The following is a 22,776-nucleotide window of genomic DNA, read 5'->3' as shown; positions in this document are numbered from 1 at the left end:
AGCACATCCCCGTGAGAATGGAACCGTCATCCATTCAATATCGCTGGAGTGAAGCATGAGCAAGCACGCAGTTATTGTCGTCGACCTGCAAAACGAATACCTGCCAACCGGCAACCTGCCTTTGCACCGCATCGAGCAAACCATCAGCACTGCACTGGCGGTCGTAACCAAGGCGCGTAAAGCCGGTGATCTGATCATTAACATCAGGCATGAATCGGCTGAGCCTGATGCCCCGCTGTTCACTAAGAACACGCCAGCGGTTCAGTTCATCGAAGCAATGGCGGCGCAGGATGATGAGCCGGTGATTGTCAAAAATTTCCCCAACTCATTTCGCGAAACCGAACTCAAATCGATCCTGCAGGCGCACGCCATCGACACGCTCACAGTGGTCGGCGCAATGAGCCACATGTGCATCGACGCCACCGTGCGTGCGGCAGCTGACTTTGGCTACCCGGTGACAGTTGTAGAAGATGCCTGCACCACCCTCGACCTGGAATTTGCAGGCCGTAAAGTACCGGCTCCGGACGTACACGCCGCGTTCATGGCAGGCCTGGCGTTCGCCTATGCGAACGTGGTTAACAGTGCTGAATACCTGAAGGGCTGAACCCTAGCACTCGCTGCATGATCCGTTTGCAGGGGCGCTGAAATGCCCCTGCAAACCTCACATACCAACTGGCTGATTATCGACGGAAGCCCCTCGCGCAATCGGAGCGTCCCTCACGCCAGCCAGTCCAGCGTCAGTAACAACCGGGGCACACCGTAAGAAGCCTGCGGTGAGCGGTGGATCAAACCCTGCCCCTCATTACCCACCCAACGCTCTCCCTTGGCCAGTAACACATGGCCCGTTTGGGCGCGATTGATCAGCCCGTCATCTACTGGCTCCGCAGCTGTCTGGCCGAGCAATCGGCGGTCCATTGCATCCTCAGTGAGCCACTCACTGCCCGGCCCGGCATAACTAGTAATCAGTCTTAGCGGCACATGGTCGACGTGAAAGCGCGGGCACATGGCTTGGTCCAATACCCGCATGCGCACGCCAATGCGCTTTGCGTCGACCAGGCAGACAAACGCACTGACCAGCCAGCGCACATCACCGAGCAAAGCCTCATGGCCGGGCAAATGGCTGTATCGCGCGAGGAAACCTGCAAGGTCGGGCTGTTTATCTGCATCATTCAGATCGAGCGTGATCGATTGAGCTAAGGTTCGATCATGGGCGACGACATCTGCTGCGAAATCGGTGATGTGAGCCGGTAAATGCCGCTGCCAAACGGCCAGATTAACTTGCTCTCTGAGCACCTGCGCCAAAACATCTACACGTTCGCCAGTAACCTGTTGCACAGCGTGTTTGATATTCAGAGCCAGCATCAGGCAACTTCCTGCTCGGTCCATGGGCCGAATGGGTCTGGCAGTGCTTGCCAGGCAGCCGCACCCTGAGCCATTTCCTGATCATCCAACAAGCAGGCATCCAGTTCTGCAGTCAGCCGCGTGAAGTCGATGTTCTGGCCGATAAAGACCAATTCCTGACGACAGTCGCCGACCTCTTCCTGCCAGTGCTTCTTAATTATTTGTAAGCCTTGCTCATCCTGCGGCCATTGATCTTGCGGCACAAACCGCCACCAGCGCCCAGCAAAACCGTGGCGCATCAACCCACCCGCCTGCGACCAACTGCCGGCCTCGCGGTACTTGCTCGCCAACCAGAAAAAACCCTTGGAGCGAAGCAGGCGGCCATTGGTCCATTCACGGTTAATGAAGTTGAAAAAGCGCTGAGGATGCAGCGGCCGGCGCGCCCTGTAGGCACCAGAGGCGATTCCGTATTCCTGAGTTTCCGGCACGTGCTCGCCGCGCAACTCCTTGAGCCAACCCGGCGCCTGAGCGGCACGCTCAAAGTCAAAGCGCCCCGTGTTGAGGATTTTTTCCAGCGGCACTGCGCCCATCACCATCGGCACGATTTCGGCATGGGTATTGAGCCCCCGCAGAATAGCCATCAACTCATCGCGTTCATGACTGCTGATCAAGTCTGCCTTGCTCACCAACAGCACATCGGCAAACTCGACCTGCTCGATCAGCAGATCGGTGATCGAACGTTCATCCTCATCACCAAGGGTTTCGCCGCGGCTGGCAAGGCTCTCAGCCTCATGAAAGTCCCGCAGAAAGTTAACCCCGTCGACCACCGTGACCATGGTATCCAGACGTGCGAGATCAGCCAGGCTCAGGCCATCTTCACCGCGAAAAGTAAAGGTTTCCGCCACTGGAAGCGGCTCAGAAATACCGGTGGACTCAATCAGCAAGTAGTCAAAGCGGCCTTCGCGGGCGAGCCGCCCTACTTCTTCCAACAGGTCTTCACGCAAGGTGCAGCATATGCAGCCGTTGCTCATTTCCACCAGTTTCTCTTCGGCGCGATTGAGGCTGACATCGCGCTGAACCTCGCTACCATCAATATTGATTTCGCTCATATCGTTGACGATTACCGCCACCTTCAAATTCTGTCGATTCTTCAAAATGGCGTTGAGCAACGTGCTTTTTCCTGCCCCGAGAAAGCCGGACAACACGGTGACAGGAAGGCGGTTTTTCATGTTTTGAACTCCATCAGTATTCGGTTTGCTGCATCGGTAGGTGTTTGTGCGAGCGGTTCAAGTGCGGGCGTCGCATTGATCGCCTCTAGTCGCCGCATGTTATAACATAACAGAACACATGCAATAGGCGAGCAAAACATCAGCAGCAATGGTGCGGGTCGCATCTCATGATTGAGCGCACTTCTATAAAACGTGCGCCGGCCTCTTAAGCAGCAACCTGCGGGCTCACTTAAGCCTTGTGAGCATACAAAAGCCGTTTCCTAAAGAGGGTTTGGGCGAGCCGAAAGATTGAAAATGATCAGTTAGTTTCCGTGGCAAAGCACATTTCATGGCGTGGTGCCTGGGTTACTAAGCAGCCGTGTAGCAGTTTTAACGGAAGCTACTTCGGGGAATCAGTCTAAAAAAACGTCTTTTGTTTTCCCGACTTCAGCCTCCTTTGACGCGCCCTAGCCTATTGCGGCGGTGTGGTGTGGCACGCCTTGCACGAACGCACCGGCCCGCTCTTGTGAAATGCTTGCAAACTTTGCAAATGACAGCTCACGCAGAGGTTATGGAAGTCGTGCTCAATATTGACCGCCAGCCGGGGCGTTTCTTTATGGCAAAGCACGCAGGTGCGACTGCCGGTGGCTGAGACTGCCGATGACTTATCACTAAAATCATGGTGGCAAACCACGCAGTTAACCGAGCCGTGATTATTGTGCTCGAAGTTGATCGGCAGCACTGGGTGCTGGCGTGCAAGATTGTCGTGACCGGCACGTATTCCAACCGCAAAGGCAATCACCAGCGGGATCGTCAGCAGCAGCCCCCAACGTCCATTCATAGCGGCAAATCCACGCTGCCCAGTACTGAATACACGGCTGCAAGCAAAAGCCCGGCAAACAACACACCCAGACTCAGGCACGTTGCCAGATACGCCGTGTGGCGGCGGCGCCCGCCGGGGCCTGTGTGTGCTCTACCGTGCATGAACAAGGGGTATGCCAGCGCCAGACCAGTGAGCAGCGACCAAAATGCGGCCTTGACCGGCACTGTGCTGTAGTAACCGATGCAGATCATGTGCACTGCTGTAAGTATTACGACTAGTGCACTTGCAGCGTAATGCCAACGCCTGAAGTGTTGATGGGTCGCCCAGATGCGTTTGCGCACCGCCGTAAGGCTCAGTGGCACCAACAATAGCAGAATCAAGGTGGCCAGATTGCCGGCAACCATTGGCCAGGGCGCACCGGGCGAAAGCTGATCAAACACCAGCGGCTCATCCACCAGCATCACGACAATATGTACCGCCAGCATCAACGCGGCGACAAAACCCAGGTCACGGTGCAGCGCCATGAAGAATTTGCCGTCGTGGCGCGGCTGAGCCAAAGGCCGACCGGTGTAGGCAAATAACAAGAGAAATAAAACCCCGGCGATAAAGCCGCTGGCATTGGAGAAATCCCAGATAAGGTTGACACCAGGCATCGCGCCCAGCAGAAATATTGCACCAAACGGCAGTAACAGACACAGCGCAATGCGCAGGCTGAGCACAAACATACGGCATTACCCAATAAGACTGTCGCGCAGCAATTCAACCGCTATAGCCTGCGCTTTATGCTCGATTCATGGCTCTTCAGCATTGCAGTGCGAAGCCGAAGAAGGATGCAAGCTTAACCTTACTGATCAATCCGCTAACGGGTCTTGGTTTGCCTGCCAATCATATTGTTGTGCTTGCCATTGCCCATCCCGCAGCACGCGGAATGGGCAATTGAGGTTTATGCAGACAGTTCTACACGTGGGCGTTGGCTTGGCTTTTCAGCTTCTGGCGCTTGTGCGGGCTGTAGCTGGAAATCGAATTCAATTTCAGCAAAGCCGGGTTCAACCTGCAGTTTTTTGGCCGCTTCCGGGTCACTGTTGAAACGCACTTCTGCAACCAGGCCATCGCGGGTTGCGAAGGCAAAGTCATCCCACAGGTACTTGTCGCCCGCGAGGTTGATCTGGGTTGTCAGATGGCGATAGCCGGGCGCACTGATAAAGAAGTGGATATGCGCAGGACGATTACCGTGACGGCCCAGTTGGTCGAGCACCTCTTGAGTGGTGCCGGTTGGCGGGCAACCGTAACCGCTCGGTACGATGCTGCGAGCACGATAGCGACCTTCGCTGTCAGTCACGATACGCCGACGCAGATTGAATGCCGACTGGCTGCCATCAAAATACGAATAGGTGCCTTTGGTGTTGGCGTGCCACAGATCAACAATGGCACCCGCTACAGGCTGCCCTTCGCTATCGACCACACGCCCCTGCAGGAACATCGTCGCGCCCGGGTCATTGCCGTCGTCCATGCGTGCCTCGCCGTGACTCAGCGGCGCTCCCGCCACATACAGCGGGCCTTCAATGGTTCTTGGTGTTCCGCCGGTAATACCCACCTGCTGATCACGGGCGTCTTGCAGCAAGTCCAGGAAATGCTCAAGGCCAAGGCCTGCGATCAGCAGTCCGGCTTCCTGATTACTGCCCATGCGGTTGAGGTAATCGACGGCCTTCCAGAACTCGTCGTCGGTGATATTGAGGTCTTCAATGACCTTGGCGCTGTCCTGCAGAATACGCAGGATGATGGACTTCAGACGCGAACTGCCAGCGTCGTTGCTGAAGCCACTGGCCTGTTTGAAGAACGCCTGAAGTTCGGCAGTTTGGGAAATGCGAGTGGTCATGCTCAGCTACCTCTACTTATTATTGTTTCAGGAACAGTGATCAACGGTCGTCGCTATGGATCGACGAGGGATGCCGGCACAACCCGTCCACCTCGATATCCATGTAAGGGAACAGCGGCAATTGCATGAGCGTGTCATGCAGCGCCTCGACACTCGGTACATCGAATACGCTGTAATTGGCGTAATGCCCGGCAATTCGCCACAAGTGTCGCCACACGCCACTTTCCTGCAGGCTCTGGGCCAGTGCTTTTTCATCGGCTTTGAGCTGATTGGCTTTGGCCGGGTCCATGTCCTGCGGCAGCTTCACGGTCATTTTTACGTGGAACAACATGCTGCAATCTCCTTCGATCAGTGACGGCTGAAGAACGCCAGACGCTCTTCATCAAGGGTTAATCCGAGGCCTGGGGTACGCGGCACATGCAGCGCAAAATCGCGGTACTGCGGCGCTTCAGTGACGATCTCTTCGGTGAGCAGCAGCGGGCCAAACAACTCTGTATGCCAGGTCAGCTCTTTGAGGGTGATAAACGCATGCGCCGAGGCCAGCGTGCCAATTGCACCCTCAAGCATGGTGCCGCCATACAGCGAAATACCCGCTGCCTGAGCGATCTGGGCCGTGCGCAGCACTGCGCGGGGGCCACCGTTCTTGGCAATTTTCAGGGCAAACACACTGGCGGCGCCGTCAGCGGCAAGGCTGAAAGCTTCCTCGACACTTTCAATCGACTCATCGGCCATGATTGCCGCCGGGCTGCGTTGATTGAGACGGACCTGACCGCTGCGGTTGATCCGCGCAATCGGTTGCTCGATCAGATCGACGCCGTTCTCACCCAGCTCCTGACACGCACGCAGTGCGACCGATTCGGGCCAGTACTGGTTAACGTCGACACGCACACTGGCGCGATCACCCAGCGCCTTTTTAATCGCAATAACGTGGGCCAGATCCTGCGACACAGGGTTTGCCCCAATTTTCAGTTTGAACAGGCGATGGCGGCGCTGATCGAGCATTTGCTCGGCTTCGGCGATGTCGCGTGCAGTGTCGCCACTGGCCAGTGTCCAGGCCACTTCCAGGCTGTCCCGCACACGGCCGCCCAGCAGCTCACTGACCGGCAACCCAAGGCGCTTGCCCTGCGCGTCGAGCAGTGCTGACTCGATACCGGATTTGGCAAAGGTATTGCCGGTGATGTGCTTATCGAGGCGCAGCATTGCCGCATTGATGTTGTTGGCATCCTGAGCCTGTAGCAATGGGGCGAAATGCGCGTCGATGTTGCACTTGATGCTTTCAGGGCTCTCATTGCCGTACGCAAGGCCGCCAATAGTGGTGGACTCACCGATGCCCTCAATGCCGTCACTGCAAAGAATGCGGATGATCACCAGCGTTTGCTTCTGCATCGTGTGCATGGCGAGCTTGTGCGGGCGAATGGTGGGCAGATCAACAATGGTGGCGCTGACGCGTTCAATAACAGGCTGATTCATGGAGCGGTCCCTAGCCATAATTAATGGGCGCATGCCGAGGCGGCAACGCGTTCGACGCGATGAAACAGTCGGTTGAAATAGACCAGACTGTCGCCTTCATCGCGGGTCGATACCTGGTCCAGTTCAACAAACAGCACCGAGTGCGAGCCCACAGATTTGTAATCGCTGATGCGCCCTTCCAGGCTGACCAGCGCGCTGCGCAATACCGGCAAATCGTGCTGGCCAGAATTCCAGATATCCCAGCTAAAACGCTCCTCCATCGACACTTTGGTCATACCGGCGAAGTGCTTGGCGAGGTCTTCCTGATCACTGCACAGCACGTTGATGCACAGTTTGCCGTTGCCCTTGAACACATCGTGCATGGCGCTGTTGCGGTTGATACAAACCAGCACGGTGGGCGGCGAATCGGTGACCGAGCAAACAGCGCTGGCAGTAATCCCGCAACGCCCCGCCGGGCCGTTACTGGTGATGATGTTGACGGCTGCCGGCAATTGCGCCATGGCATTACGAAAGTCGATTTGCGTCTGCTCGAGATTGCTCATGCTGTCGCCCTTTTATTAGAGTGGGCTGTGCGCCTGTGTGCTTGCGCTAACGCATGCGTCGCAGAAACAGCAGCCGATGACTTGATGGGCACAGATTAGGACGCGGCAATCGCCGGGTATATCCAGACGGTCCCCATCGCATGGAGGGCTTTCCGCTAGTCGACTACGTAGTTTCTTTATCGTCATAGCGGCCCGCAGTGAGTAAGCTGCTGTGAACGCCACATGCGCATGACGCTCAGGGACTCAACCTGATAGATGGCCGCCGGATGAGAACAATAAGATGCACGCCTTGCAGACCGATAAAACCAAACCGATTGTTTACATCGTTGACGACGATCAGGCCCTGCGCACCTCGCTGGCCTGGCTGCTGGAGACTGTGAGTATTGACTCACAATGCTTCGCTGGCGCCGATGAGTTTTTGCGCCACTACGACGCCTCACTCCCCGCCTGTCTGGTACTGGATGTGCGCATGCCTGAGACCAGTGGCTTCCAGCTGCAGGAAATACTCAACGCACGCAGCATTCAAATGCCGACCATTTTTGTCTCCGCGCATGGCGACATCCCGATGACGGTCAAAGCCATGCAGAACGGCGCCATCGACTTTGTCGAGAAACCGTACAACCCCCAGCAAATGCTCGACCGCATCCAAAGCGCACTGAAATCGGCAGTGCACAGCCATGCGCAACAGCAACAGCGCCAGCAACTCAAAGACAAACTGGCTCTGCTGACCGATCGTGAACGCGAAGTGCTGATGATGGTGATTGACGGCAAGGCCAGCAAAGTGATCGCCCGAGAGCTCAACATCAGCGTCAAGACCGTTGATGTGCACCGCACCAAGATCAAGGACAAGATGGAAGTCGGCAGCATTGCCATGCTGGTCAGGGAAGTGCTGAGCCTCAACAGCGAAGAATCGCTGAGCGAAACCCGCCATTAATGAAAAGGGCCGGATGAGTCTGCACCCATCCGGCCCTTTCAAGACAAGCCTTACGTTGCCCGCACCAGCTTTCACTGGCGCAAAGCAACTGCGTGCAACAAGGCCCGTTCTTAAAGGTCAAGCACCAGCCGCGCACTCTTGGCCCGCGACACACAAGCACATATCTGCTTGTTGGAGGCTTTCTCCATGTTCGACAAGCAATTGTCGCGATGCTCAGGCTCGCCTTCGAGCACCTCGACGATGCACGTACCGCAGATGCCTTCACGGCACTCGGTGTCGATATCACAGCCGTGCGCCTGCAAAACATCGACCAGTGAGCTTTCTTGCGGCACCTGCAGCACCACACCGGAGCTGGCAAGTTCGACCTCGAAACTTCCTGCAGCCGCGCCAAGTACCGCCGGATCGGCCTGGAAGTGTTCCAGGTGAATGGCTTCTTCGCTGCGCGTGCGCGATGCAACTTCGACCACTTTGGCCATGAATGGCGCGGGGCCGCAGGTGTAAACGTGCGCCTGATCATCGGCTTGTTGCAGGCAGGCGCTCAGCGCTTCATCCAATGCCTCGGGCTCCACACCAAAGTGAAACTCAACATGATCAGCAAACGGCGGTGCCTGCAACAGGCTGGCAAATGCCGCAAACTCGGGGCCACGGGCAAAATAATGCAAGCGATAGGGTTGGCCACTGGCTTGCAGCCGATACGCCATGCTCAGTATGGGCGTAACACCAATGCCGGCAGCGACCAGAACGTGCGAAGCCGCGTTGGCATCCAGGCGAAACAAACAGCGTGGCGCGCCAATCTCGAGTTCGGCGCCCTCTTCCACCAGCTCATGCAGTGCCTGCGAGCCACCGCGAGATTGCACCTCCCGCTTAACCGCAACTAGGTAGGCCGAACCGTCATCCGGTGGGCTGCATAATGAGTACTGGCGGGTTACCCCGGTTGGCCCGGTAATGTCGACATGTGCGCCCGGCTCGTAGGCATCGAAGGGTTGCCCATCGACCCGCACCAGCCGCAATGAACGGATGTCTCGCGCCTCTTCGGCAATTTTTTCTATTCTGACTTTGATCATGGCATCACCCGCCGAAAACTACGCGCAGGGCCCATTCGCCCTGCGCAAATGGAGGTTGTCCACGCGCTTCAGCGCATGAACAAGCCACCGTTGATATCCCAACAAGCACCGGTTACCGAGCTGGCGTTATCCGCTGCCAAAAGCAACACGGTGTCGGCGATGTAGTCGGCCGAACCCAGCGCCCCGACTGGGATCAGCTGCTTCATTTGTTCAATGCGCTCCGGTGCGACGATCTCGTAAACCACCGGCAGATCCAACGGGCCCGGTGAAATGCTGTTGACCGTCACGCCCTTGCTCGCCAACTCGCGGGCAAACACCTTGGTCAGCGTGGCCACTCCGCCCTTGGCTGCGGCGTAATGAGCGCCCGTAGCAGCACCGCCGTTTTGCCCGGCCAACGAGGCAATATTGATGATGCGACCAAAGCCCCGGTCGGCAAAATGCTGACCAAATACTTGGCAACCAACAAAGGTGCCGCGCAGGTTGATGGCCATCGACTCATCAAACTCTTCAGGGGTGATATCCATCAGCGCGGCAACCTTGGACTTGCCGGCGTTGTTGACCAACACATCGGTGCCGCCCCAACGCTCGGCCAGCACCTTGCACGCCAGTTGAAAGTCACTTTTCTCACGCACATCCAATTGCACGGCAAGCGCACGTTCACCACTGGGATCAAGCTGGTCGGCCAAAGCCTGTACCGCGTCCAGTTGCACGTCTGCCAGGGCCACGCGGTAACCCGCTGCGTGCATTCGCTGGGCAATGCTCGCGCCCAAACCACGCGCCGCACCGGTAATCAACGCTACTCGATTCATCTGTTAATCCTCAGAGCAGAAAGCCGAGCGCGCTCAAGCTGTCGGTGGAATTGATCAGGCGGACCACCTTTTGCTCCAGCTTGGCCGTGCCATTGCTGAAGCGGATACGGTGCGTCAGCTCCGCCGCCATCGGCGTATGCACGCCACGCTTGTAAGCGAACAACAACTGCGCGGAGGTCACCTCAACCACATCGCCACTGCACTCAACCAGATTGAACCGCGAGACTGTACGCAGCGTACGGGCCGCATCTACCGCCGACGGCGAATGCCCGGCACTGAGACGCTCGATACGCAGCGCGCGCATGCGCGCGTCGTCGTACACATTGTTGAGGCTGCTGGCGAAGTCGCGGGTATCCGGGTCAATCGGAATCACGTATACCCCATCCTCGCTCCACAGCTGGGACCAGGCGGCGTAGTCCTTGTTGTCGAGCAGCGCGGCTTCATTCCAGATAAATTCGATGGCCTTGGCCAGAGGCGCATTAAGGCCTGCAAGTGTGTTGTGCTCAGTCATTGCTCATCATCCTTTTCCACATGGCATACGCTTCACGCATACCGGTCTCATCAGTGGCGTGTGAAACCTTGTCGCCGTTGTCCGCCAGCACTTCGCGGTTGAGGCCGCGGTTCACCAGAATCGGCACCTGCGGGCCAGCTTCGGCACCGCGCTGAACGCGCTCCCACGCCTCAGCATCATCCGGGCTGCCAAAACCGAACGGGCCCTGGAAGTGCTCGTGAATACGCAGACGCTCGCGGTTGGCGATTTCCGGGCCGCCCTCCATGCCCAGCGCCACATGGCGAATCTCGGTCTGTTTGACCGAAAGCGGATTGAGCACACGGAAGAACGACATCGACATCGCGACGTTGGGGAACAGGTTCAGGTTAAAGCCGGCGCCATGCAGCGAACGCACGATACGACGCACCTGGGCTGGCTCCATGGTTTTCGACAACTCTTCGGTTACGTGGGCAAAGCGTTCCTGCAGCTGCTCGCTGCCATCATCGAACTCCAGGTCGACATGCTCAGGCACCATCACCATTACGCTGTGGCCGTTGCCAAGCGCATGGGTGACCGCTTGCGGATCGGTCATGAACGAGAGCATTTCCGAGGTTTCTTCATCCACCGACGACATGAACGACTTGTGCACGATCGGGAAGTGATAACCGTCAGTGGTGTTTTCCAGCTGGATTTTCCAGTTACCGTTGAAAGTGAACTTGTGTTCGCCCTGCGTCTTGATCGGATAACCAGCGCCCTGCTTCATGAACAGGTCCATCCAGTGTTTTGCGCCGCCGAGGAAGTCTTCAAGCGGCTCAACGTCATCATTAAAACTGGCAAAAATCATCCCGGCGTAGCTGTCTACGCGCAGGCTGTTGAGTGGCAATTCACTCTTGTCGAGAATGTCTTCGTAGCCGTCTGGATACGGCAGCGCACGCAGCTTGCCATCCAGCGCATAAGACCAACTGTGATACGGGCAGGTAAAGCCGGTAGCGTTGCCCTTGTGCTTTTCACACACCGTTGCACCACGGTGGCGGCAACGGTTTTCCAATACGTTGATTGCGCCCTTCTTGTCCCGCACGACAATAACCGGACGACGGCCGATCGTGGTCGTGCGGAAATCACCGGCATTGCGCACTTCACTTTCATGGCCGACCCACACCCAGGTGCGGTAAAAAATCTTCTCAAGCTCCTGCTCATACAAGTCAGGGTCGTGGTACAGCGACACATCAACGCGATCATCCTGTACCAGTTGGTCCAGGCTTGAGCTCTTGGCGATCAGCCCGAGTTCGTGGCTACTCATTGGATTGTCCTCATACAAGGTTGTTATAAGCAGGCTGGGTATTCAAGGCGCGTTCGAGTTGCGCACCGAAGGCGCAAACCTGAGCGTCAGCCCCTTTACGCCCGACGATTTGCAGGCCAACGCTGAGGCTGCCATCGGCAAGTTTCACGGGGACCGACAGCGCCGGATGGCCACTCAAATTGAACGGTCGGGCCAGCGCAGTCATGCTGCCGACCATCTGGCTGCTGCCGGCCTCACTGAGTAATGGCGGCAGGCACGGCATGCTGGGCAACACCAGCACATCAGCCGACTGCAAGGCTGAATCAATGGCCTGGCTGAATTGATGACGCATACCCTCGGCGTCGGCGACTTCGGCGTCTGTGGTTTTGCTGGCATTGAGCAGCCGCGCCTGAACGTCAGCGCCGATCAGACCACTGCGGGTCAAATGACCAAATGCAGCCCAGGTTTCCTGATTGATAATCGCAACGCCGGCACTGAATGCTTCGTTGAAATACTCGGCTGCAAGCGTGCGACGCTGCCAGCCAACGGTGTCGAGTGCGCCTCGCAACGTTGCTTTGACCAACGGATCACAGGCCACATCAAGCCAGCCGACACGCACATCGTGTTCGGCTACCTGCTCGGCAACGAAACCGGGGCAAATGATCTGCATGGTCGCGGTAATGTTGGCCATGTTGGCGGCAAACGGCCCTACGCAATCGAGCGTGGTATGGGCCGGATAAACCCCCGCACGACTGACCCGCGCAAACGTTGGCTTGAGACCAAAGACCCCGCAGCACGCCGCAGGCACGCGCACCGAACCGCCGGTATCAGTGCCCAACGCAACATCCGCCAAGCCAGCGGCAACGGCCACTGCCGAACCGCTGGACGAGCCGCCTGGCACCCGCAGTGGCGCTTGCGGGTTAACGGCGGTTCCGGCCCAGTTATTGATTCCGGTGACGCCGAACGCCAGCTCATGCATGGTGGTTTTACCGACAATATGCCAACCAGCCGCCAGAATGGCCTCGACCACCGCAGCATGTTTGCGCGCCGGCGCAGCATCTTCCAGCGCCCGGCTGCCAGCTTTAGTCGGCTGGCCGGCGATGTCTATCGAATCCTTGATGGCGACGCGCAATCCGCCTTTGCCGACTTCGAGGGTGTTGACGAACGCATTCATCGAGCTGCCTCTCCAAGCGGTGAATGGAACAACCGACACGTGCGAAAGTGGGCGATATACCACTGGCCATCGACACAGACGAAGTCGATATTCAGGCGCGCACTGATAAGCTCACTGCCGCCTTCGGTGTAGCTCGAAATCTGCTGCATGATCCATTGCCCGCTGGCGCGACTGGCGCTCTCATCGACCTGCAACAACTCACTGGTGAGAAAGTGCAGGTTCAGTGAAAAGTGACTTGCCGGCGGCAGATAGCTGGCGACAAATTCGGCAACGGCCTGGCGACCCTGTTGACGACCAAAAGTCTGCTCGGCATCAGCGCCAACGCCTTCCCAGATAGCGTCCGCAGCAAACAACGCAGCCAGATCCGCTACCTGAGTCGGAGCATGAGGCACATCGCAGAAGTCCATGTACCGCGCCAACAGGCGGCGAATATCACTCTGCGCCTCAAGCACGGCAAGGCGCTGCTGTAGCGACTCGATTGCGCTGTTCATGGCTTAGCGCGCCGCTTCTGGAATGGTCAGCGGGCGGCCGATACGCGCTTCAACCTTGGCGTATTTCCACAGGCTGTATTCGCCAACCGGCGTGGTGCGGAACAGGTTGCAGGCGTCGATCACGCTCTGGTGGCAATCGACATCGGCCATGATGTAAACGGTCCATGGCGAGGTGGTCGACGGGCCAACCATCAAGCGGTCATCATCCAACGCGCCGAGTACATTAATTCCTGGCATCGCGCCCAACGAGCCCATCATGGCGCTGAAGCCCTTCCACACATCCAGCCCCTGGCCGGTTGGCAGGTCGAAGAAGTTTTGGGTGATGCCAATGCAAAACATTACGCGTAGCGGCTCTTGAGTGGTCTGAGTCATGATCAATCCTTAGCTGAATAGAGTGTTTGCTGAGCGCTTAACGGCTCACAGGAATCCGGGGAATGGATCGACGCCGAGCATCACCGAACCGGCGCCGTCGTATATGCCTTCGCCGAGAAAGGCGTGCTGGGTGACAACCATCGAGTCGCGCAGATAGCGCTGCAGCGGATGGCGCGAATAAATCGCCACGATGCCCGCCAGGGTGTAAGCACGCTGCACTACGTTGGCCCCGACGCGCGCCATGTGCGCCGCCGACAAACGCAACAGTGAAACCTGCTCGTTGGTTACTGGATGACCCGCGAGGATCGAGTCCCAAACCTGAGTGGTGGACTCATAAAAGAAACCACGGGCGGCGCGCAGATCCGCTTCGATCTTGGCGGTCTCTACGCGAAAATATGCGCGATCTGCCAGCTTCGGCGCGCCAGTGGCTCCGGTGCGGCCAGAAGCCATTTGATTGAGTTCATCAAGCGCAGCGCGGGCCAGACCCAGGTTGACAACGGCGAGCACCTGCGCGGCATAGGCGATGGTTGGATAGCGATACAGTGGCTCGTCGATTGTCGGTTTGCCGCCGCGAATAAAGGTCCACTCGTCGCTGACTACCTGGCCTTGAATACGCAGGTCGTGGCTGCCAGTACCTTTGAGGCCGACAACATCCCAGTTCTCGACAATTTCTACCTGATCCGCCGGAAACAAGGCGGTACGGGGTTTGCCACCTTGACCACCACCGATGCCAACACCGAGCACGTCTGCCCCTTTGCAACCACTGGCGAACTTCCAGTTGCCACTGACCTTCCACCCACCCTCGACCGCTTCTGCCGGCTGAATCGGAAACAAGCCACCAGCAAACACCAGATCGGGGCTGTTGGCATAAAGTTTGGATTGACTCTCTACCGGCAGCGCCGCCAGATACGTACTGGCACTGCCGAAGCTTGCAACCCAGCCAGCAGAGCCGTCGGCCTCAGCGATCAACTCGATCATCTGCAGAAAATCTGCCGGTGGAATCGCATCCCCGCCGAAGCACTTTGGGGTCGCCGCGCGGTAGATACCCACGGCCTTGAAACGCTCGATAATGTCGGCCGGCACGTGGCCCAATGCGTCGAACTCCTCGCGGCGCTGGCGCACCTCTTCAAGCACAGCCTTGAAAGCTGGTGAATCGATACCGCTGCTGACATCAGCCAGAACAGTGCTCTGTTCGGCAACTGCTGAGTGCGACATGGCGTCTTCTCCATTTGTTGTTGTAGTGCCCGCCACACGCTCAACGGTGTCTGGGCCAGGAATGGAGCCAGTCTATGAACCCTCGCGGGGGGTGCTCAATTGGGGCGTGCAGCCGAGAATTAGTGACTACACCGGGGCTCGCTAAAGAAATCCCCTAGCGCGCAACGGGTTACTTCTAGGCGCGCCCGCGTTAGGCTGAAGGTATAACTCAGACTCCAGTGCCCACGACGAGAGCAACCATGTTCACCCCAGGATCAGCGGATTTTCAGACCTTGCTGGAGACGATGCCGATGTGCACGATCCTGCATGATGCCATGACCAAAGATATTCTCTGGGCCAATACGGCCGCGCTGACCGTACTGGGGTTTACTCTCGAAGAGCTGGTGCCGCTGAAAGCGCCCGACATGAGTGGCCCGCGCTACCCGCGCGCCGATGGCTTGCGCTGGCTCGAAGGCGCGGTCAAAAGCGGCCAGCAAGTTACTGAGTGGGGCTATCGCTCAAAGCAGGGTGTCGAAATTCTGTGCGAGGCTGTTGCCACGCTGGTGCATCTCAATCAACGCGATGTGCTGATGGTGCAGTTCCGTGACATATCCAGGGAAGAGCAAGTTAAGCGCGACCTGCGACGCTTCGAGAGCCGCCTCAATGCATTCATGCAGGACCTTGCTGAAGGCGTTGCCGTGCTCGATGCGCAAGGCAATATCCAGTTCATCAGCGACTCAGGGCAGCGCTTGCTCGGCGATGCAAATGCCATGCAGGTGGGTGACTGCTTCGTTGCAGCTTGTGATGAAGACTCACGCTTGCGCCTTTTGCAGAACCTTAAAGACGCGCAACAGAGCCGCGAACCCTACAGTGTTAAATACCGCATTCAGCACAGCGATAAAAGCTGGCACTGGCATCACGCAACGTGCCGGCAGATTGATATTGAAGACGACCTCAGCGGTCACCTGTTGTTGTTCCGCGACGTTACCGAGCAGGTCAATATCGAAGAAGCCAGACGCCTCAGCGAACGCAAGCTGGAATATCTGGCGCGGCATAACGCGATGGGTGAGATGGCGTTGGCTATTGCCCATGAGCTGAGCCAACCGCTGGCAGCTACACGCAACTTCATTGAAGGCACACTCATGCGCCTCAACCAGCTGGACCCGACGCAAAGCAGCGCCGCGTGGGGACTGGATAATGCCGTGCGGCAAATCGAACACGCCTCGGTGATCATCAAGAGCGTGCGTGAATACGTGGTTAAACTCGATCAGGCCGAGCAAGTGGCAGATCTCAACGAGATTCTTGCGGAGACCCAATACTTTATCAGCCTGAGAGCCCAGCCAAGCGCTATCGACATTGAGTTTGCACCGTGTCAGGAGCGACTGCTGATCAGTTGTGAGCGCGTATTAATCGGCCAGGTCATTCTCAATCTGGCGTTCAACGCCATTGAGGAACTCGCCGGCCTGCCGCAACACCAACGCAAGTTGCGCCTGTATACCTACAGCCATGAAGGCAAGGTAATGCTCTGCGTTGAAGATCAGGGACGCGGCATCGGCGCTGGCCAGCAAGAGAAACTCTTTGACGAGTTCTTCTCAACCAAGGTCAGCGGCAACGGTATTGGCCTGGCCCTGTGCAAGAGCATTATTGCCCGTCATCGCGGCGATATCTGGGCGCAGAACATCAGCCCGAGCGGCGCGATGTTTTGCTTCACCCTGCCGCGTCTTTGCGAGAACGCATAACTGGCGTCACCCGCAAGAGCCTCTTAGCCACCGTTGTTCGCAACCGCGAACGGCGGTTTTTCGGCTGCCTGCAGGAAAGCCTCGCCACGCAGTTTGGCAGGCAAAAACATAACGATGGCAGAGCCACACAAAAGTACGTTGATTGCTTCGACTTAGTATCGGGAAGGCCTACGCGAGCCTACTCGCCAATACCAATAAAAACGGAAGTCACCCATGAAACAGTCGAACGCATTTCGCTTGAGTCTGATCGCCACACTCGTTGCCTTCGCCAGCCAGGCCAGTGCTTACGAGCTCTATGCAGACGAAGACACTCACCTCAACGCCAACCTTGAAGCCATGTTCGGGGCTTTCCACAGTCAGGAGAACTACGCGCTTTCGGGTCGGCTCGACCAGGGTTCGTCCTCCTGGCAGGAAGGTTATATCAAGTACGGTTTGAGCTTTGATCAGGGCCTTGCAGGTGTCGGCACCGCTTATGGCGCAGCGTCTCTGCTCAGTTCTGCGACATGGGGCGATGGTGACGCAGCTGGTTTCACCGATGGTTCGGAACGCACTACAAAATTTGAAGACGCGTATCTGGGCTGGAAATCCGCCGGGCTGTTTCCGGTGCTGGGCGAAGATGGCGTCGATATCTCCTTCGGCCGGCAGAACGTAATGGTCGGCGACGGCTTCCTGATCAATGGCGATGCCCTCAATCTGGGTAACGGCTTGGCCGATGGCAGCTTCAACCGCGGCGGAGCCTACTACTTGGCGGCGCGTAAAGCTTTCGACGAAACCGCGATCCTGCGCTTAGGCGGGCAAAAAGGCTGGCGCAGTGATTTGATGTGGTTGAAATCGGATAACCCAGCTCAGGCAAAAACCGAAATGTATGTCGGAACTCTTGAGCATGTTGCCGAAGAAGGCACTGTGGGCCTGACTTACATCGACGGCAAGGATGTCGATGAAGAATTTGCATCCCCAGCCCAGCTTGAACGCGACGGCATGCGCACTTACAGCCTGCGCGGGCAAGGCAATGCCGGGGTTGAAAACCTGTTCCTGTCGGGTGAATACGCCAGACAAGACAAGCCGCACAGCGATAACGAAGACGCCTGGTATCTGGAAGCTGGCTGGACCTTCGCCGATCTGCCGGCAAGCCCTTACCTGAGCTATCGCTACAGCCGCTTTTCGGAAAACTTCGATCCGCTGTTCTATGGCATGAGCCGGGGTTTCGGTACCTGGTTTCAGGGCGAAGTGGCGGGCAACTACGCCGGTCCGTTCAACACCAATTCGCGCATCCAGAATGTCAGCATGAAGATTTCGCCGCTGGAGAATCTGAGCATCGGCGCCCTCTGGTTCGACTACGACACCATCGACCGCAGCCTCGGCAATACCGATGGCAACGAGTTTGATGTGTACGCCGAGTGGGCCGTGACCGACAACGTGGTGATCATGCCGCTGGTGGGCTGGTATCAGCCGGACAAGAGCGCAGATCAGGGCGGTACTCAGCTGGGCGGCAATGACACCAATCTGTACAGCCAGTTGATGGTTTTCACTGCGTTCTAAATCATCACGCTGGATTAACAACCCCAGAGCTGCGCAGCACCATTGCCGATGCTGCAATGGGAATACGCAATTCTTGAGTGGTTTTTTCAGTCGCAACACAGCGCCCTGCTCCGCCTCATTCGACCGGAGCAGGAAAGCTGAGGCACTCGCGCTCATAATCAACTTGCCCGAGCCCAATGCATGAGTGGTCTGGTTGCACCGATGGCTTTATGTATTTGCACGACCCTGTGCAAACGGCCAATCGGCAGCGTGGCGATGTGGCTCCTTGCGACAACATCTGTATATAGCCATGATCCAGGCGTTTGAGCACGCAGAGCACTGACTGTAACTGCACTGGGCGCATTTGCACTGGAGACAGGCACCGGGGTGCTGGGCACCGAAGTGTCGGGCACTGGATTGCCGGCCACCGGGATGCCGGCCACCGGGATGCCGGCCACCGGGATGCCGGCCACCGGATTGCCGGCCACAACGATCACAGCCAACGGTTTACCTTCCAACGCTATTGCTACCCGCGTATTTAGGCGGGCTTCACAGCGTGCGCAAGCCAATAAGGTGGCGTTTTCCAGTATCAGCATATTCATCAGCACTTCTTAATAGTTCTAAAAAGTGCACGCACCCTCGCTACAAGAGCACGTGCAGCATGCAAGTAATGAACGCTTAAATCGCTTTAACAGACCTCACATCTGTTCAGAAAACGCCGGTTTAATAGCGGTTTCCAGCTTCCAGGACTTACCGTAGCGCTTTTCAAACTGATCCGGATGAGACAGCGACCCCTTGGCTGTACCGCCTTTCCACAGGTCGTATTGAGGGTCAGAATACTTGTCGAAGAACGCCACTAAACGGCTGTCCAGCTCCTTGACTTGCGCGGCGTAGGCCGGATCTGCGATGAGGTTTTTACGTTGTTCAGGGTCGTTGACCATGTCGTAGAGCTCGCTTTCACCAAAGTCCTTGTCCAGACGCTTCCAATACGCGAACTCATGGGTACGAATGCCACGCGTCTCGGTCTGCTCGTAGAACACCGCATCATGCAACTCGCCAACCTTGTTGCCTTCAAGCAGATCAGCGAAGTTTTTACCCGGCGAGTTTTCCAACGGTTGGTTGATTCCGGCCAATGCCAAAATGGTGCCTGGAATATCGTACTGACCGATCAACGCGTCGACCTGTTTGCCCTCTGCTGCGCCGGGTTTGCGGACGATCAGCGGAATATGCAGCGCGGTTTCCTGCAATGTTGCAGGGCTGCTCAACACCGTGTGGGTCCAGAGACCGTGCTGTCCGTAGTAAGTACCCTGGTCGGAGGTAAAAATTACAATGGTGTCATCAGCCAGCCCCTTATCTTCGAGGGTTTTCAGCAAACGCCCGACATTGTCATCCACCAGGGTATTTTGCGACGCCATGTTTGCACGCGTGGCATGGTCACCTTCCATGTTACCGATCACCATTTTGATGATGCGGTTGAGGAACAAGTCGTCGCGCCCTTCCTTGGAGTATTCAACCAACTGATCGATGTAGTTCTTGCTCACCGGCTCACTCGGAAATGAGTTCAGCGGATTGCCAGCATAATCTTTGTAGAAACGGTTCTTCGCCGGTCCCATATTGGTTGGCGGGTTCATGTATGGGCCATCGAAAGAGACTTCGAGAAAGAACGGCTTATCTGACTTATAGTTATTCAGGTAATCGACCGCCCTGTCGCCGAAATAATCGACCATGTGCTGGCCCTGAATATCTTTGACTTTACCGTTCTCAATCACCGTGTTCTTCCAGAAATCGACCGTATGCCCGCTGGTAAAGGTCATCCAGTAGTCGAAGCCCAACGACGGTTTCCAAGGCTGGCCAAGGTGCCACTTTCCAATCATCGCGGTTTGGTAGCCATTCTGTTTGAGCGTGTAAGGCACACTGCGAAACTCCGCTACTGCCGACCAACTCTTTGGCCAATCCTTCATCTCTTCATCGTTAAGCCAGTCGTGCAAACCATGCTGTGAAGGCATCAGGCCCGTCATCAAGGTCGCACGAGTCGGCGAACACATCCCGTTAACTGCAAAGGCATTAGTGAATTTGATTCCCTGATCGGCCAGCCGATCAATATTCGGGGTTTTAATATCTGGATTGCCATACGTGCCGATCAGCCCAGCACTCTGGTTGTCGGTGAGGATAAAGAGAATATTTGGCTGCTTGGCCGCCACTGCTGAGCCTGCCATGGTCATAGCCAATAACCCGCCCGCAAATAGATATTTATGCATGGTTGAACCCTCAGAATTTAACGATGTAATTCATGTAAACGCGATCAGCAATGCCCTGGGCCAACGCTGCCGGGCCCGCTACCGTGCCTGTGCGACGAACACCGTCAGGGGTGCCCTCGGCGCGGTGATCGATGTGTAGCCAGGCGATGCTTAAACCTTTGAGTATCGCGCTCTGGAACTGGTAAACGGCGATAGTTCGCCACTCCTGGCGCGAAAAGCCGTCGAAGCCATCGGCATCATTGGAGCGCGCGCCGATTACTGTGAATGAAAATCCGGGGAGCCCATACCGAGCGAAGTCCTGTGTGGCGCTCAAGCCATAGGCGGTTTCCCCTTCAAGCGCGAACCATTGCCACAGGCGGCTATCCGAATCCCACCAGCCATGATCCTCTTTGAAAAGTAAACGGTTGAAATCACCACCGCTGACGTCCGAACGCCAAACGCCGCCTGTAACGCCCAGGCGGGCGTTTTTGTAGGTAAGCGCCAGTTGATTGAATGAGGCATCGAGGCCGTCGGGATCATTGGCATATTGTCCCAATGAATCACGCTCGAATAATGAGCCGGCATCATTCATGGTGCCGTAACGGGCATCCCAGATAAGTGATTGTTCGGGCGAGATCGGCGTCAGGTAATTAACACCGAAAAAGCTGCGGCGGATGTAATCTTTAGCCTCCAGATACTCGGCATCCAGACGCAAGTTATCGGTGGGTTTGAAGCTACCGCCTGCAAGCCCGATGTAATCAATTTTTTCGCCCTGAAAGGTCTCGAGATCATTACCGAAATCATCCTGATTACGCTGGCTGGCTTTGTTGAAAAATGTGCTGTAAGCGTTCCACGACTTTCCGGAAAAACTGACATCTGCACCCACTGTAGTGGCGTCGATAATTCGCGTATTGGAGTCGTCATACAAATGCGAGGTTCGACGTTTCTTGCCGTAGCCTGCGTTGAAACTAACGCCGGCCACTTGCCATTTCGCCTTCAGGTAAAGGTTATTCAGCCCGCCGTAGCCGTCGTCATCCTCGTCCTGAATATTCTGAAAACGCGTGGCATCGTCTTTGGTCGCCAGGGTATCAACACCATAGGCGCCCACATCGAAACCAATGAAGTCCTTCAAGTAACCTGAGCTGTACTTCAGTTCAAGGGCATGGGTCCACTCACCCTCTTTGTAACTGGGTACATTTTCAGCTTCATCTAGGGTGTCACCAATCCAGGGATAGTTGGCGTAACGGAGCGTAGCCTGCCCCTCGTCAAACAGTCCTGCGGTGGCGGCTTGAGAAGCCAAAACACTACTTGCACACAAGGTCAGGGCAAAACGCCCAATGGTTCTTGAGACCATGTCATCGTACTCCGCGAGTTTATTTTTCTTATCTCGGCGAGATATGCGTATCTCACACGTATTCGTATGACGTCAAACGATGTGAGTGAACGTAAACCAGTCTTGGTTGAAGATCAATAGGTAGTTTTAGAGAATCTTCGATTAAGCTTTTGCGATTGTGCGCAAGCTCTGTAAACCCCTGCACCGTTATGCAGCAGGGCTATTGGCGTAGTTCAATGGATGCACTAGAACAGCTCAGGCATACTCCTTTAAGGGGCCGAAACTGTGCTGTAAATTTCTCTAGCAGCTGAATTTTTATATCCTTGAAAGCCCAACTTCTTGCCCACGTCCGCCTACTAAAGTGACCCGACAAATGAATGTCTCCAGCGTCGATAACAACGAAGAACTGATTATTCAACAACTACTTACGCGTCCAGGATTCATGATGCGACGGGGCTTTCACGAAGTGCGTAATTACTTTGAAACAGCCTGCAGTGAAACCGGCCTCACCGCGCAACAGTACGATGTGCTGTATGTCCTGAGCTTCGTACCGCACATGTTGCAAACGAGCATCGGGCACTTTCTTACGTTGGACAAATCGACCACGGCGCTGGTTATCAAAAAACTTGAAACCAAGGGCCATATCGAACGCAAAACGCTGGCCTCCGATTCTCGTCAGCGTGTCGTCAGGTTAACCGCTCAGGGCCATGAAGTTCTTGAGCAGGCCGCTGATGCCGCGCAAGGATCGCAGCAAGTGGTGAAGGATATCCTCGGTGACAGGGACTATCGTCAGTTGCTGAAACTGCTGGCAAAATTGGTCAACGCACTCGACTACCAGCGCAACCTGGCCGCCGACCCTTGGGATGAAGACTGAACACAGTA

Annotated in this window: 24 protein-coding genes; 5 read left to right on the top strand and 19 right to left on the bottom strand. The window is 56.4% G+C overall.

Going from position 1 to position 22,776, the window contains the following annotated elements; genetic code table 11:
- Window positions 1-55: 55 nt before the first annotated feature.
- Window positions 56-604, top strand: a complete 549-nt coding sequence (locus BM395_RS10450) for a cysteine hydrolase family protein (RefSeq protein ID WP_069899805.1) — start codon at window positions 56-58, stop codon at window positions 602-604.
- A 113-nt stretch (window positions 605-717) separates the two neighbouring features.
- Here BM395_RS10450 and BM395_RS10445 read toward each other — a convergent pair whose 3' ends face one another.
- The 8 genes from BM395_RS10445 to hpaC all read right to left on the bottom strand — a co-directional run bounded on the left by BM395_RS10445 (window position 718) and on the right by hpaC (window position 7,260).
- Window positions 718-1,362 (bottom strand): DUF1826 domain-containing protein, encoded by a 645-nt coding sequence (locus BM395_RS10445; RefSeq protein WP_090511488.1) that lies wholly within the window; start codon window positions 1,360-1,362, stop codon window positions 718-720.
- On the bottom strand, window positions 1,362-2,570 hold the full coding sequence (gene zigA, locus BM395_RS10440) for a zinc metallochaperone GTPase ZigA (protein ID WP_090511486.1): 1,209 nt from the start codon (window positions 2,568-2,570) through the stop codon (window positions 1,362-1,364). The genes BM395_RS10445 and zigA overlap by 1 nt, the downstream gene beginning before the upstream one ends.
- A gap of 451 nt (window positions 2,571-3,021) precedes the next feature.
- Entirely contained in the window at window positions 3,022-3,390 is a 369-nt protein-coding gene (locus BM395_RS10435) for a cytochrome c3 family protein (protein WP_090511483.1), read from the bottom strand.
- On the bottom strand, window positions 3,387-4,097 hold the full coding sequence (locus BM395_RS10430) for a ferric reductase-like transmembrane domain-containing protein (protein WP_090511480.1): 711 nt from the start codon (window positions 4,095-4,097) through the stop codon (window positions 3,387-3,389). Before BM395_RS10430 ends, BM395_RS10435 begins: the two co-directional genes overlap by 4 nt.
- Window positions 4,098-4,315: 218 nt before the next feature.
- The gene (catA, locus tag BM395_RS10425) at window positions 4,316-5,248 is read right to left on the bottom strand and encodes a catechol 1,2-dioxygenase (RefSeq protein ID WP_090511477.1); all 933 of its coding nucleotides are present in this window, start codon (window positions 5,246-5,248) and stop codon (window positions 4,316-4,318) included.
- A gap of 40 nt (window positions 5,249-5,288) precedes the next feature.
- Window positions 5,289-5,579 carry a muconolactone Delta-isomerase gene (gene catC / locus BM395_RS10420; RefSeq protein ID WP_090511474.1) on the bottom strand — a complete coding sequence of 97 codons (291 nt, stop codon included), beginning with the start codon at window positions 5,577-5,579 and terminating at the stop codon, window positions 5,289-5,291.
- Between the two features lie 17 nt (window positions 5,580-5,596).
- On the bottom strand, window positions 5,597-6,718 hold the full coding sequence (locus BM395_RS10415; RefSeq protein ID WP_090511472.1) for a muconate cycloisomerase family protein: 1,122 nt from the start codon (window positions 6,716-6,718) through the stop codon (window positions 5,597-5,599).
- Between the two features lie 20 nt (window positions 6,719-6,738).
- Window positions 6,739-7,260 (bottom strand): 4-hydroxyphenylacetate 3-monooxygenase, reductase component, encoded by a 522-nt coding sequence (gene hpaC / locus BM395_RS10410; protein WP_090511469.1) that lies wholly within the window; start codon window positions 7,258-7,260, stop codon window positions 6,739-6,741.
- Window positions 7,261-7,540: 280 nt separating this feature from the next.
- Between hpaC and BM395_RS10405 the strand changes: the two genes are divergently transcribed.
- Window positions 7,541-8,194, top strand: coding sequence for a response regulator transcription factor (locus BM395_RS10405; protein ID WP_090511466.1), 654 nt, complete (start codon window positions 7,541-7,543; stop codon window positions 8,192-8,194).
- Between the two features lie 110 nt (window positions 8,195-8,304).
- On the opposite strand, the gene BM395_RS10400 is transcribed toward BM395_RS10405, so the two are convergent.
- The 8 genes from BM395_RS10400 to BM395_RS10365 all read right to left on the bottom strand — a co-directional run bounded on the left by BM395_RS10400 (window position 8,305) and on the right by BM395_RS10365 (window position 15,088).
- On the bottom strand, window positions 8,305-9,258 hold the full coding sequence (locus BM395_RS10400) for a PDR/VanB family oxidoreductase (RefSeq protein WP_090511463.1): 954 nt from the start codon (window positions 9,256-9,258) through the stop codon (window positions 8,305-8,307).
- Window positions 9,259-9,326: 68 nt separating this feature from the next.
- Window positions 9,327-10,067: an SDR family NAD(P)-dependent oxidoreductase gene (locus BM395_RS10395; RefSeq protein WP_090511460.1), complete on the bottom strand. Its 741-nt coding sequence runs from the start codon at window positions 10,065-10,067 to the stop codon at window positions 9,327-9,329.
- A 10-nt stretch (window positions 10,068-10,077) separates the two neighbouring features.
- Window positions 10,078-10,578: an aromatic-ring-hydroxylating dioxygenase subunit beta gene (locus BM395_RS10390; RefSeq protein WP_090511458.1), complete on the bottom strand. Its 501-nt coding sequence runs from the start codon at window positions 10,576-10,578 to the stop codon at window positions 10,078-10,080.
- Window positions 10,571-11,857 (bottom strand): aromatic ring-hydroxylating oxygenase subunit alpha, encoded by a 1,287-nt coding sequence (locus BM395_RS10385; RefSeq protein WP_090511455.1) that lies wholly within the window; start codon window positions 11,855-11,857, stop codon window positions 10,571-10,573. The genes BM395_RS10390 and BM395_RS10385 overlap by 8 nt, the downstream gene beginning before the upstream one ends.
- 10 nt (window positions 11,858-11,867) lie before the next feature.
- Window positions 11,868-13,010, bottom strand: a complete 1,143-nt coding sequence (locus BM395_RS10380) for an amidase (RefSeq protein ID WP_090511452.1) — start codon at window positions 13,008-13,010, stop codon at window positions 11,868-11,870.
- A complete protein-coding gene (locus tag BM395_RS10375) occupies window positions 13,007-13,501 on the bottom strand; it encodes a nuclear transport factor 2 family protein (protein ID WP_090511449.1) in 495 nt (164 codons plus the stop codon). Before BM395_RS10375 ends, BM395_RS10380 begins: the two co-directional genes overlap by 4 nt.
- A 3-nt stretch (window positions 13,502-13,504) precedes the next feature.
- Entirely contained in the window at window positions 13,505-13,873 is a 369-nt protein-coding gene (locus BM395_RS10370; RefSeq protein WP_090511446.1) for a hypothetical protein, read from the bottom strand.
- Window positions 13,874-13,918: 45 nt separating this feature from the next.
- Window positions 13,919-15,088, bottom strand: a complete 1,170-nt coding sequence (locus tag BM395_RS10365; protein WP_090511443.1) for an acyl-CoA dehydrogenase family protein — start codon at window positions 15,086-15,088, stop codon at window positions 13,919-13,921.
- Between the two features lie 239 nt (window positions 15,089-15,327).
- Here BM395_RS10365 and BM395_RS10360 point away from each other — a divergent pair, with 239 nt between their 5' ends.
- Both BM395_RS10360 and BM395_RS10355 read left to right on the top strand, forming a co-directional pair.
- Window positions 15,328-16,806 carry a PAS domain S-box protein gene (locus tag BM395_RS10360; RefSeq protein ID WP_090511441.1) on the top strand — a complete coding sequence of 493 codons (1,479 nt, stop codon included), beginning with the start codon at window positions 15,328-15,330 and terminating at the stop codon, window positions 16,804-16,806.
- Window positions 16,807-17,019: 213 nt separating this feature from the next.
- Window positions 17,020-18,345 (top strand): alginate export family protein, encoded by a 1,326-nt coding sequence (locus BM395_RS10355; RefSeq protein WP_090511438.1) that lies wholly within the window; start codon window positions 17,020-17,022, stop codon window positions 18,343-18,345.
- Between the two features lie 158 nt (window positions 18,346-18,503).
- Here BM395_RS10355 and BM395_RS23340 read toward each other — a convergent pair whose 3' ends face one another.
- The 3 genes from BM395_RS23340 to BM395_RS10340 form a co-directional block, all read right to left on the bottom strand.
- Entirely contained in the window at window positions 18,504-18,926 is a 423-nt protein-coding gene (locus BM395_RS23340; RefSeq protein ID WP_090511435.1) for a hypothetical protein, read from the bottom strand.
- Window positions 18,927-19,022: 96 nt separating this feature from the next.
- Entirely contained in the window at window positions 19,023-20,582 is a 1,560-nt protein-coding gene (locus BM395_RS10345; protein ID WP_090511431.1) for a sulfatase-like hydrolase/transferase, read from the bottom strand.
- Between the two features lie 10 nt (window positions 20,583-20,592).
- Window positions 20,593-21,915: an OprD family outer membrane porin gene (locus BM395_RS10340; protein ID WP_090511428.1), complete on the bottom strand. Its 1,323-nt coding sequence runs from the start codon at window positions 21,913-21,915 to the stop codon at window positions 20,593-20,595.
- A 352-nt stretch (window positions 21,916-22,267) separates the two neighbouring features.
- Here BM395_RS10340 and BM395_RS10335 point away from each other — a divergent pair, with 352 nt between their 5' ends.
- Window positions 22,268-22,768, top strand: coding sequence for a MarR family winged helix-turn-helix transcriptional regulator (locus BM395_RS10335; protein ID WP_090511425.1), 501 nt, complete (start codon window positions 22,268-22,270; stop codon window positions 22,766-22,768).
- The last annotated feature ends 8 nt before the right edge of the window (window positions 22,769-22,776 follow it).

The organism is Pseudomonas marincola (genome assembly GCF_900116605.1).
Lineage (GTDB): Bacteria > Pseudomonadota > Gammaproteobacteria > Pseudomonadales > Pseudomonadaceae > Aquipseudomonas > Aquipseudomonas marincola.
Note: the sequence above shows the minus strand (reverse complement) of the source record. Positions and strands in the feature narration are given on the sequence as shown.

What these genes read in the sequence shown, in the direction of transcription:
- BM395_RS10345 (WP_090511431.1), bottom strand. Translation starts at nt 20,582, where the DNA reads ATGCATAAATATCTATTTGCGGGCGGGTTATTGGCTATGACCATGGCA.
- catC (WP_090511474.1), bottom strand. Translation starts at nt 5,579, where the DNA reads ATGTTGTTCCACGTAAAAATGACCGTGAAGCTGCCGCAGGACATGGAC.
- BM395_RS10375 (WP_090511449.1), bottom strand. Translation starts at nt 13,501, where the DNA reads ATGAACAGCGCAATCGAGTCGCTACAGCAGCGCCTTGCCGTGCTTGAG.
- BM395_RS10385 (WP_090511455.1), bottom strand. Translation starts at nt 11,857, where the DNA reads ATGAGTAGCCACGAACTCGGGCTGATCGCCAAGAGCTCAAGCCTGGAC.
- BM395_RS10395 (WP_090511460.1), bottom strand. Translation starts at nt 10,067, where the DNA reads ATGAATCGAGTAGCGTTGATTACCGGTGCGGCGCGTGGTTTGGGCGCG.
- hpaC (WP_090511469.1), bottom strand. Translation starts at nt 7,260, where the DNA reads ATGAGCAATCTCGAGCAGACGCAAATCGACTTTCGTAATGCCATGGCG.
- BM395_RS10380 (WP_090511452.1), bottom strand. Translation starts at nt 13,010, where the DNA reads ATGAATGCGTTCGTCAACACCCTCGAAGTCGGCAAAGGCGGATTGCGC.
- BM395_RS10360 (WP_090511441.1), top strand. Translation starts at nt 15,328, where the DNA reads ATGTTCACCCCAGGATCAGCGGATTTTCAGACCTTGCTGGAGACGATG.
- BM395_RS10405 (WP_090511466.1), top strand. Translation starts at nt 7,541, where the DNA reads ATGCACGCCTTGCAGACCGATAAAACCAAACCGATTGTTTACATCGTT.
- BM395_RS10340 (WP_090511428.1), bottom strand. Translation starts at nt 21,915, where the DNA reads ATGGTCTCAAGAACCATTGGGCGTTTTGCCCTGACCTTGTGTGCAAGT.
- BM395_RS10400 (WP_090511463.1), bottom strand. Translation starts at nt 9,258, where the DNA reads ATGATCAAAGTCAGAATAGAAAAAATTGCCGAAGAGGCGCGAGACATC.
- catA (WP_090511477.1), bottom strand. Translation starts at nt 5,248, where the DNA reads ATGACCACTCGCATTTCCCAAACTGCCGAACTTCAGGCGTTCTTCAAA.
- BM395_RS10450 (WP_069899805.1), top strand. Translation starts at nt 56, where the DNA reads ATGAGCAAGCACGCAGTTATTGTCGTCGACCTGCAAAACGAATACCTG.
- BM395_RS23340 (WP_090511435.1), bottom strand. Translation starts at nt 18,926, where the DNA reads ATGAATATGCTGATACTGGAAAACGCCACCTTATTGGCTTGCGCACGC.
- BM395_RS10370 (WP_090511446.1), bottom strand. Translation starts at nt 13,873, where the DNA reads ATGACTCAGACCACTCAAGAGCCGCTACGCGTAATGTTTTGCATTGGC.
- BM395_RS10390 (WP_090511458.1), bottom strand. Translation starts at nt 10,578, where the DNA reads ATGACTGAGCACAACACACTTGCAGGCCTTAATGCGCCTCTGGCCAAG.
- BM395_RS10445 (WP_090511488.1), bottom strand. Translation starts at nt 1,362, where the DNA reads ATGCTGGCTCTGAATATCAAACACGCTGTGCAACAGGTTACTGGCGAA.
- BM395_RS10435 (WP_090511483.1), bottom strand. Translation starts at nt 3,390, where the DNA reads ATGAATGGACGTTGGGGGCTGCTGCTGACGATCCCGCTGGTGATTGCC.
- BM395_RS10355 (WP_090511438.1), top strand. Translation starts at nt 17,020, where the DNA reads ATGAAACAGTCGAACGCATTTCGCTTGAGTCTGATCGCCACACTCGTT.
- zigA (WP_090511486.1), bottom strand. Translation starts at nt 2,570, where the DNA reads ATGAAAAACCGCCTTCCTGTCACCGTGTTGTCCGGCTTTCTCGGGGCA.
- BM395_RS10365 (WP_090511443.1), bottom strand. Translation starts at nt 15,088, where the DNA reads ATGTCGCACTCAGCAGTTGCCGAACAGAGCACTGTTCTGGCTGATGTC.
- BM395_RS10415 (WP_090511472.1), bottom strand. Translation starts at nt 6,718, where the DNA reads ATGAATCAGCCTGTTATTGAACGCGTCAGCGCCACCATTGTTGATCTG.
- BM395_RS10430 (WP_090511480.1), bottom strand. Translation starts at nt 4,097, where the DNA reads ATGTTTGTGCTCAGCCTGCGCATTGCGCTGTGTCTGTTACTGCCGTTT.
- BM395_RS10335 (WP_090511425.1), top strand. Translation starts at nt 22,268, where the DNA reads ATGAATGTCTCCAGCGTCGATAACAACGAAGAACTGATTATTCAACAA.